We start from the raw sequence: 9,613 nt of genomic DNA on the forward strand, positions 1-9,613 counted from the left end.
AACATGTCCCAGACCCAGGCGTCACGCAGAGTGAGTTCAAAGAAGATCTCACCAGCGCTGTTGCGGGCCTCGATCTGGTAGTCGTTCGCGAGATAGAAGCGACGCTCCGTCTCGATCACATAGGAGAAGAGACCGACGACGTCCCGATACTCGCGGTAGAGCTGGAGCTCCATCTCGGTCTCGTACTTCTCGAGGTCTTCGGCGCTCATGCGCTCTCCGTCGCGCTGGGTAGCCCGGTCCGTGTCACGGCGTCCTCCAGCCGCGCCAGTCGTGCCAGTCGTTCACGTTGAGCTTGTGCCACATTGACATACGACATCCGATGCTGTCCGCACGGCCCGTACGCGGCCAGTGCCGCGGTGTGTCCGGCCGTTACATACCCCTTGTGCTGGGCGAAATCGTACTCGGGATGCCGGTGGTGGAGATCTTTCATGATCCTGTCCCGGGTCACCTTGGCCACCACCGACGCGGCCGCCACACAGGCGACGACCTGGTCGCCCTTGAGCACGGCGGTGGAGGCGACCCCCAGCCCAGGCACCGCGAACCCGTCGGTGAGGACGTAACCCGGCCGCCGGGCCAGGCGTGCCACCGCCCGCCGCATCCCGGCGATGTTCGCCACGTGCACACCGCACGCGTCGACCTCGGACGGCTGGATCACGACGGTCGCCCACGCCTGGGCGACAGAGAGTATCTCGTCGAACACCCGCTCGCGTAACCGCGGCGACAGCCGCTTGGAGTCCGTGAGATCGACAAGACGGCGCGACCCGCTCGCGGGGAGGACGACAGCGGCCACCACGAGCGGCCCCGCGCACGCGCCACGGCCGGCCTCGTCGACGCCGGCCACGGGCGCGAGCCCCCGGCGCCGCAGGAGACGCTCACAGCCCCACAGCCCGCTCTCACCTCTGGCCACCGCGCCGGTCGGCGCGAACGCTGGGAGGGCCCCCGGCCGGGCGCCGTCCCCGGCGGGCCGGGCGCCGCCAGGGCCGCCCGAGATACCCGTAACGGCGGACTGACGGAACGTCGCCGCTGTCACCACCTGTGTTCCTCCCGAGCCGTTTCGCCGGCCGCGTCGGCAGGCTGCCCGGCGCGCCCCGCCTGCGCCGTGCCGTGGTGGCCGCCCCCACCACGGCCGCTCCCGTCAGCCCGGTGCCGGCAAGCGGCACGGTCGCCGCCGCGTGCGCGCCCGCGGCGGCGAAGATGTCCGGCGGGCTCAGGATCCCCATCCGGCTCAGGGGCCAGACCCGCACGAAGGCCCGGCCGACGACCTTGCTCTGCGGGATGGTGCCGTTCACCCGGGAGTCCGAGGACTCACCGCGGTGGTCACCCATGACCCACAGCTCGCCGGGTGGCACCTTCACCGGCTCGAACTCACGGCCCCCGCCGAGCGGGCTGTTCTCGTACACGTAGGGCTCGTCCAGCGGCTTGCCGTTGACCGTCACCCGCCCCTGGGCGTCACAGCACGCGACGGTGTCACCACCCACACCGATGACACGCTTGATGAAGTCCTTGTCGCTGGGCGCGCCGAGCCCGAGCATCCCCTGTACCGACCGCAGCGCCCGGGAGAAGACGTTGCCCGGCGGGGTGATCAGGGTCTCGGCCCGCTCGAAACCGGTGCCGTCGCCGTTGAACACGACGATCTCGCCGCGATGGACGTCCCGGAAGCGGTAGACGAGCTTGTTGACCAGCACGCGGTCGTTGACCAGCAGGGTGCGCTCCATCGACACGGTCGGTATCCAGAACGCCTGGACGAGGAACGCCTTGATGAGCAGGGCGAGCAGGAAGGCGATCAGAACCAGCAACGGCAGCTCACGGGCGAACGAGCCGCGGCCGCCGCGGCCGCCCACCCGCAGGCGCCGACGGGCAGGCGGGCCGCCCGGGGCATCCACCCCGGCCCGCTGAGGCTCGGGAAGCTCCTGGAACTCCTGACCGGTCATGTTCTCACCGATGACGTTCTCCCCGGTAGCGTCGCCCGCCGCCTCGGCCGGACGGACGGATGGACGGCCGTCGTCAGGGACAGCGGCCGGTGGGGGGGAGCCGGTCCGCTCGCCGGGCGGGTCGGCCGCGTCGTCCTCACGGCCGCCCGTGGAGCCGGCGGGAGGGGGCTCGCCCCAGCGCATCGGACGACTGTGCTCGGCTCCACTCACCGCGCCACCTCATGGGTTCGCCGACTCGGGCTGGGATGTGCTGTCCGGGGAACCCGGTTGGAAACGATCGCTGACCACCCTACGCGCCGGACCGGCTCGAACAGCGCCACGGCGGACGCGTGTCCGATGTTCGGGTCGCCACACCCGCCAGTCGTGATCATGCCGCGGCTGTGGCGCGGCCGGTCGTGCCAGCCATCCTCAGTCCCAGTGTCAGCCCCGGCCCGCGGAACCGCCATGGCCGGCTGGGCATGCCCTACACCGGCCGGCGCTTCTCCTTGATCTTCGCCGCCTTGCCGCGCAGATCACGCAGGTAGTAGAGCTTCGCGCGACGGACGTCCCCACGGGTGACAACTTCGATCCTGGATATCACCGGGCTGTGGACGGGGAAGGTCCGCTCCACGCCGACACCGAAGCTGACCTTACGGACCGTGAAGGTCTCGCGCACGCCGCTGCCCTGCCGCCGGATCACGACGCCCTGGAAGACCTGGATGCGCTGGCGGTTGCCCTCGACAACACGGACATGAACCTTCAGGGTGTCGCCCGGCCAGAACGTCGGGACGTCGGTCCTCAGTGACGCGGCGTCGAGGCTGTCCAGGGTTTGCATGGCAGTCGCTTTCTCGCGGTGATGACGGGACGGGTCGAGCCTGGTCCGGCCGGCGGAGGTGAGCCACTGTAACCACTGTAACGGAGCACCTGATAACTGTGCGCGCCCAACGGCATCGGCCCATGGTGGCATCCGCTCGGTGCCCGCTCACGCCGGGTGGTGTCACCCGGTACGGCGGACGGCCGGAAACCGTATCCTACTGTGCCACACGAGCGTTCGAGCCGGCCCCATCCGAGCCGCCGGCCCCATCCGAGCCGTCCGCGCCCGGGCCGTCGTCCGCCGCCGGCCGCTCCCGGCGGGCGAGCAGGTCCGGACGGCGCTGCGCGGTCCGCCGCAGGGCTTCCGCCCGCCGCCACCGGTCGATGGCGGCGTGGTCACCGGAGCGCAGCACGGCCGGGACCTCGCGGTCACCCCACACCGCCGGCCGGGTGTACACCGGGGCCTCCAGCAGCCCGTCGGCGAAGGAGTCGTCCACCACGGACTCGGCGTTGCCGACCACGCCGGGCAGCAGCCGGGTGACCGCCTCCAGGATGACCAGGGTGGCGACCTCTCCCCCGGCGAGAACGTAGTCCCCGATGGAGATCTCGTCGTCGGCCCACTCGTCGATGACGCGCGCGTCGATGCCCTCGTAACGGCCGCAGCAGAACACCAGCCACGGCGCCTCGGCCAGTTCCGCGGCATACGCCTGCGTGAAGGGGCGTCCGACCGGGGTCGGGACGACGATCCGGGGCCGCCGGCCGTCCGCCGCGCCCAGCGCGCGGATCTCGGCCAGCGCCGCCCACCATGGCTGTGGCCGCATGACCATGCCCGGCCCGCCGCCGTAGGGGGCGTCGTCGACGCTGCGGTGCACGTCATCGGCCCACTGCCGCAGGTCGTGCGGGTGGACGTCGAGGATGCCGCGCTCGCGGGCCCGGCCGACCAGGGACAGCTCCAGCGGGCTGAGATACCCAGGGAAGATCGTAACTATGTCGACGCGCACAACCGCTCCGCTACTCCAGGTCGAACAGGCCCGGTGGCGGGTCGACGACGATCCGGCCGGCCGGCACCTCGACCGTCGGCACGATCTCACGCACGAACGGGACGAGCACCTCACCGCCACCGGCGTGCTCGACGACGAGCAGTTCCCCGGCGGGTGTGTGGACGACGTCGACGACCGTGCCCATGTCGACATCATCCACCGTGACCACCCGCAGCCCGACGAGGTCACGGTCCCACCACAGGCCGTCGGCGTCCTCGTCGCCGTCGTCCGCGGCCTGGCCCACCTGGCCGGCGGGGATGGTGAGCACGCGCCCGCGCAGTGCCTCGGCGGCGTTGCGGCCAGCGACTCCCTCGAAGCGCACCAGCAGGCGGCCGGCGTGCCAACGCGACTCCGCCACCACCAGCGGCACGGCCGTGGGCGTGCCTGGGTGCGCGGCCGTGGGCACAGCCGTGGACAGCTCGCCGCGCAGGTGCGTCCCGGGCGCGAACCTGCGCTCGGGAACGTCCGTGCGGACATCGATCGTCACGTCGCCCCGGATGCCGTGGGGACGGCCGATCCGGCCGACCACGACCGGCTCGTCCGCCGCCGGGGGCCGCGGCTTCCTGGCGGCGCTTTCGCCGTGTGTTCCCACAGCCACCTGAGGACAGCCCCTACCGGTCGACGTCGATCACATCGACCCGCAGGCCCCGGCCGCCCACTCCGGCCATGACCGTCCGCAGCGCGCGGGCTGTCCGCCCGCCGCGCCCGATGACCTTACCGAGATCCTCCGGATGCACCCGGACCTGGAGGGTGCGTCCCCGCCGGCCCGACTGCAGGTTCACGCGCACATCGTCCGGGTGGTCGACGATGCCCCGAACAAGGTGCTCGAGGGCGGCTTCCAGCACTTACTGCCCCTCTGGAGCCGGCGACTCGGCCGCCGGCTCGGTCTTCCCAGCGGCGGGCGCGTCATCCGTCGCCTTCTTGCCCTTCTTCGGGGTGGTGGCGGGCTTGTCGGTGAGGCCGGCCGCGGCCTTGGCCGCCGCCTGGAACACCTCGCGCTTGTCGGCCTTGGGGGCGGCGACCTTCACCGGCGGCGGCGCAGGAAGACCCTTGAACTTCTGCCAGTCACCGGTGACCTTGAGGATCGCGAGCACCGGCTCGGTCGGCTGCGCGCCGACACCGAGCCAGTACCCGGCGCGCTCGCCGTCGACCTTGATGATGCTCGGGTCGGACTTCGGGTGATACTGCCCGATCGTCTCGATGACCCGTCCGTCCCGCTTGGTACGGGCGTCCGCGACGACGATCCGGTAGTGCGGCTCGCGCATCTTGCCGAGGCGCTGAAGTTTGATCTTGGTTGCCACGATTGTCGAACTGCTCCAGACGTACGTCAGTAGTCACCGGACACCACGGTGCGGATGCGGAGTACCGGTAGCTGGGTTTGCCGGACGCCACTCGCGGCGCCGATGGTGAACGGGACCAGGGCGGGAACCCCGGACCGCCATCCCAGTTTGCCAGATCGCCCGACGCAGGGTGTGCCCGGGCGCCGTCAGCGCCGCCGGCCGCGCCCCTGCCCGGGCGGCGGGAAGCCACCACCCGGCAGACCCTCGCCGTGCATCAGGGCCGACAGGTCGGGCAGCTCGCCCTCGCCGAGCCCGGGCGGCAGCCCGTCGGGCCCGCCGGGCAGCCCACCGGCCCGCCGCGCCTCGGCCGCGGCCCGCTGCGCCTGGGTCTGCGCGGCGCGGGCGGCGGGGTTGCCCTTGCGCTTCGCGCCCTTGGCCTTCTTGGGGGCCTTACGGGCCGCGGCCGACTTCCCGCGCAACGCCCCACCGGGCATGCCGAGGCCGCCGGCCATCTGCTTCATGACCTTGCGCGCCTCCTCGAACCGGTCGAGGAGCTGGTTGACCTCGGTGACGGTCACCCCGGAGCCGCGGGCGACCCGCGCCTTGCGGGACGCCTGGAGGATGCGTGGATCGTCCCGCTCGGCCGGCGTCATCGACCGGATGATCGCCACCACCCGGTCGACGTCCCGGTCGCCGATCTGGGCGAGCTGCTCCTTCATCTGCCCCATCCCGGGCAGCATTCCGAGCAGGTTGGCGATCGGCCCCATCTTGCGGACGGTGAGCATCTGCTCGAGGAAGTCGGAGAGGGTGAACTCGGCGGCGGCCATCTTCGCCGCCATCGCCTCGGCCTGCTCGGCCTCGAAGGCCTTCTCGGCCTGCTCGATGAGGGTGAGGACGTCGCCCATCCCGAGGATGCGCGAGGCCATCCGCTCGGGGTGGAAGACGTCGAAGTCGTCCAGCGCCTCACCGGTGGAGGCGAACATGATCGGACGGCCGGTCAGGTGCGCGACCGACAGCGCGGCACCGCCGCGGGCGTCACCGTCGAGCTTGGTGAGCACCACCCCGGTGAAGCCCACCCCGTCGGCGAACGCCTGCGCGGTGGTGACGGCGTCCTGGCCGATCATGGCGTCGACGACGAACAGGATCTCGTCCGGGGAGGTCACGTCCCGGATGTCGGCGGCCTGGCGCATCAGCTCGGTGTCCACGCCGAGCCGGCCGGCGGTGTCGACGACGACCACGTCGTGCAGGCGGCGGCGGGCGTGCTCCACGGCGTCGCGGGCGACCGCGACCGGGTCGCCCACACCGTTGCCGGGCTCGGGGGCGTACACGTCCACGCCGGCCCGGCCGGCGACGACCTGAAGCTGCGTGACGGCGTTCGGCCGCTGCAGGTCGGCGGCGACAAGGAGCGGGGTGTGGCCCTGCTCCTTCAGCCACCGGCCGAGCTTGCCGGCCAGCGTCGTCTTGCCCGTCCCCTGCAGGCCCGCGAGCAGGATGACGGTGGGGGGCGTCCGGGCGAACCGCAGGGTGGCCGTCCCGCCGCCCAGGATCGTGACCAGCTCCTGGTTGACGATCTTTATGACCTGCTGGGCGGGGTTCAGCGAGGCCGAGACCTCCTCGCCCCTGGCCCGCTCCCGGACGGCGCCGATGAAGGCTCGGACCACCGGCAGGGCGACGTCGGCCTCCAGCAGGGCCACCCGGATCTCCCGGGCGGCGGCGTTGATGTCGGCCTCGGACAGCCGCCCCTTGCCACGCAGTGACGAGAATGCCTTGTCGAGACGGCTGGACAGGGTGTCGAACACGCGCACACTCCGGGATCGCTGGCGGACCGCACTTCTCAGGGTACGCACCCACCGGCCCGAGCCGGAGCCGGACCACTCACCACCGCCCGCCCCGACGGGACTCCCGACGGAACAAAGAAGATCATCAAGCCCTGGCGAGGCGCACCCACACGACGATCACAGGCGGGCCTGCCGTGATCTCCGCCCTCCACACCGAGGATGGCGGGCACACCTCGCCGGACGTCATCCGCCCCGGCCGTCGCCACCGGCCGGGAGTGAAATCCTCACCCCGGCACTGTAGGTCGCGGCATGCGGGTACGGAAGAAGCCCGGCACCGGACGCAGTGGCCACACCGTGGTCCCTGGACCGGTTCCGCCCCCGCTCACCCGCTTCGCCGCGTTGTTACGTTCCGATGTTGCGTTTCAGGATTCTGCCGCCCGCGTGCCGCGGCTCAGGCCGCCGGGTCCCCGAGCAGCGCGTCGACGAACGCCTCCGGCTCGAACGGGGCGAGGTCGTCCGGGCCCTCCCCCAGGCCGACCAGCTTCACGGGGACGCCGAGCTCCCGCTGGACGGCGATCACGATGCCGCCCTTGGCGGTGCCGTCGAGCTTGGTCAGCACGACCCCGGTGATGTCCACCGCCTGGGTGAAGACCCTGGCCTGCTCCACCGCGTTCTGGCCGGTGGTCGCGTCCAGCACCAGCAGCACCTCGTCGACGGGGCCGAGCTTGGCGACCACCCTCTTGATCTTGGAGAGCTCGTCCATCAGGCCGGTCTTGGTGTGCAGCCGGCCCGCGGTGTCGATCACCACCGTGTCGGCGCCGTCGCTGATCCCCCGCTTGGCCGCATCGAAGGCCACCGACGCCGGGTCGCTGCCCTCGCCGCCGCGGACCGTGCGCGCCCCGACCCGGCTGCCCCAGGTCTCCAGCTGGTCGGCGGCGGCGGCCCGGAAGGTGTCCGCCGCGCCCAGCACGACTGTCCGGCCGTCCGCCACGAGGAGCCGGGCGATCTTTCCGCAGGTCGTGGTCTTGCCGGTGCCGTTCACCCCGACGACGAGGATGTTCGCCGGCCGGTCCGGCGCGGACGCCCGTACCGTGCGGTCGGTGCTGGTGCCGATCTGGGCGAGCAGCTCGTCGCGCAGCAGGGCACGGACGTCCTCGGGCCGGCGCGCGCCGAGGACCTTCACCTTCGTCCGCAGCGACGCGACCAGCTCCTCGGTGGGCGTGACGCCGACGTCGGCGACCAACAGGGTCGTCTCGACGTCCTCCCAGGCCTCCTCGTCGAGGTTGTCCCCGGACAGCAGCAGCAGCAGGCCACGGCCCAGGCTGCTCTGGGAGCGGGCCAGGCGGGCGCGCAGCCGCACCAGCCGGCCCGCGGCCGGAGCCGGCACCTCCAGCTCCGGCGCCTTCTCCAGTTCCAGCTCGTACAGCCCGGCCTCGGCGGTCTCGGCCCCGCTGGGGGGCGCGGGGATACCGAGACCGGCTGGGAGATCGACCGTGTCGAACGTCCGGCGGGGGGAGTCCCGCGGCACCTCGGCGTCGTCGCCCACCCCGGGCGCGTAGTCCGTACCCGGCTGTGGCCGGTCTGGGGCAGCCTGGCCGGGGGCAGCCTGGCCTGGGGACTGGCCGGGGGCGGCGCCGCCCGCCCGCCCGCGGCGGCGGGTGCCCACCACCAGGCCGGCGGCCGTGACGATGGCGAACACGACGATCGCGATAATGATGAGGACGTACTCCACGCCTTCGATCCTGGCAGACCAGGCGTGCCGCGCTCAGGCCGAGGCTCAGGCCGAGGCGCGCTCGCGCAGCCGCTGGCTGATCACCGTGGTGACCCCGTCACCACGCATCGCCACCCCGTAGAGCGCGTCGGCGATCTCCATCGTGCGCTTCTGGTGGGTGATGACAATCAACTGGGACTTCTCCCGCAGCCCCTCCAGCGCCTCCAGCAGGCGGCCGAGGTTGCGGTCGTCGAGAGCCGCCTCGACCTCGTCGAGGACGTAGAACGGCGACGGGCGGGCCCTAAAGATCGCCAGCAGCAGCGCGATCGCTGTCAGCGACCGCTCACCACCCGACAGCAGCGACAGCCGCTTGACCTTCTTGCCCGGCGGCCGGGCCTCCACCTCGATACCCGTCGTGAGCATGTCATCGGGGTCGGTCAGCACGAGCCGGCCCTCGCCGCCGGGGAAGAGGGTCGCGAAGACCGTCTCGAACTCCCGCGCGGTGTCCGCGAACGCCACCCGGAAGACCTCCCGCACCCGCTCGTCGACCTCCGCGACGACCAGCAGCAGGTCACGGCGGGTGTTCTTGATGTCGTCGAGCTGGGCGGAGAGGAACGCCGCGCGCTCCTGCAGCGCCTCGAACTCCTCCAGCGCCAGCGGGTTGACCTTGCCCAGGCGGTTGAGCTGCTTCTCCGCGGTGGCCGCCCGCGCCGCCTGCTCGGCCCGGTCGAACGGGACGGGCTCGCCGTCGGGGGTGTCCGGCGGCACCGGGACGTCCGGCCCGTACTCGGCGACCAGGTCGTCGGCGGCTATCCCGTGCTCGTCCATCGCCTTGGTCTCCAGCGTCTCGACCCGCAGGCGCTTCTCGGCGCGGGCGAGCTCGTCGCGGTGGACGTCGTCTCGCAGCGCGGCGAGCTCGGCGGCGAGCGTGCGGACCCGCTCCCGGACGCCGGTCAGCTCGGACTCGGTCCCCCGGCGCAGCGCCTCGACACGCTGGCGTTCGGTGTCGGCGGCGACGAGGGAGTGCTCCAGGGCGGTCAGGGCCGTGTCGGCGGCGTCGGCGGCCGCCGCGGCCACCGCC

At 72.3% G+C, this 9,613-nt stretch carries 11 protein-coding genes; all 11 read right to left on the bottom strand.

Going from position 1 to position 9,613, the window contains the following annotated elements; all coding sequences use genetic code 11:
• Positions 1-209 (bottom strand): DUF2469 family protein (locus tag NBX02_RS18540; RefSeq protein ID WP_250292407.1); only part of this gene is annotated, 209 nt, incomplete at its 3' end.
• Positions 206-907 (bottom strand): ribonuclease HII, encoded by a 702-nt coding sequence (locus NBX02_RS18545; RefSeq protein ID WP_250285140.1) that lies wholly within the window; start codon positions 905-907, stop codon positions 206-208. The genes NBX02_RS18545 and NBX02_RS18540, both read right to left, overlap by 4 nt.
• On the bottom strand, positions 894-2,141 hold the full coding sequence (gene lepB / locus NBX02_RS18550) for a signal peptidase I (protein WP_250285141.1): 1,248 nt from the start codon (positions 2,139-2,141) through the stop codon (positions 894-896). Before lepB ends, NBX02_RS18545 begins: the two co-directional genes overlap by 14 nt.
• A gap of 253 nt (positions 2,142-2,394) precedes the next feature.
• Entirely contained in the window at positions 2,395-2,745 is a 351-nt protein-coding gene (gene rplS, locus NBX02_RS18555) for a 50S ribosomal protein L19 (protein ID WP_250285142.1), read from the bottom strand.
• 196 nt (positions 2,746-2,941) lie between these two features.
• Positions 2,942-3,724 (bottom strand): tRNA (guanosine(37)-N1)-methyltransferase TrmD, encoded by a 783-nt coding sequence (trmD, locus tag NBX02_RS18560; RefSeq protein ID WP_250285143.1) that lies wholly within the window; start codon positions 3,722-3,724, stop codon positions 2,942-2,944.
• A gap of 10 nt (positions 3,725-3,734) precedes the next feature.
• Positions 3,735-4,361 carry a ribosome maturation factor RimM gene (rimM, locus tag NBX02_RS18565; RefSeq protein ID WP_250285144.1) on the bottom strand — a complete coding sequence of 209 codons (627 nt, stop codon included), beginning with the start codon at positions 4,359-4,361 and terminating at the stop codon, positions 3,735-3,737.
• 13 nt (positions 4,362-4,374) lie between these two features.
• The gene (locus NBX02_RS18570; RefSeq protein ID WP_250285145.1) at positions 4,375-4,608 is read right to left on the bottom strand and encodes an RNA-binding protein; all 234 of its coding nucleotides are present in this window, start codon (positions 4,606-4,608) and stop codon (positions 4,375-4,377) included.
• The gene (rpsP, locus tag NBX02_RS18575) at positions 4,609-5,064 is read right to left on the bottom strand and encodes a 30S ribosomal protein S16 (protein ID WP_250285146.1); all 456 of its coding nucleotides are present in this window, start codon (positions 5,062-5,064) and stop codon (positions 4,609-4,611) included. It lies immediately after the preceding gene.
• Positions 5,065-5,249: 185 nt separating this feature from the next.
• Positions 5,250-6,842, bottom strand: a complete 1,593-nt coding sequence (gene ffh, locus NBX02_RS18580) for a signal recognition particle protein (protein WP_250292409.1) — start codon at positions 6,840-6,842, stop codon at positions 5,250-5,252.
• A 430-nt stretch (positions 6,843-7,272) separates the two neighbouring features.
• Positions 7,273-8,553, bottom strand: a complete 1,281-nt coding sequence (gene ftsY, locus NBX02_RS18585) for a signal recognition particle-docking protein FtsY (protein WP_250285103.1) — start codon at positions 8,551-8,553, stop codon at positions 7,273-7,275.
• A gap of 45 nt (positions 8,554-8,598) precedes the next feature.
• Positions 8,599-9,613 (bottom strand): AAA family ATPase (locus tag NBX02_RS18590; protein ID WP_250292411.1); only part of this gene is annotated, 1,015 nt, incomplete at its 5' end.

The organism is Protofrankia sp. CiP1_Cm_nod1, from assembly GCF_920888515.1.
In the GTDB taxonomy this organism is placed as follows: domain Bacteria; phylum Actinomycetota; class Actinomycetes; order Frankiales; family Frankiaceae; genus Protofrankia.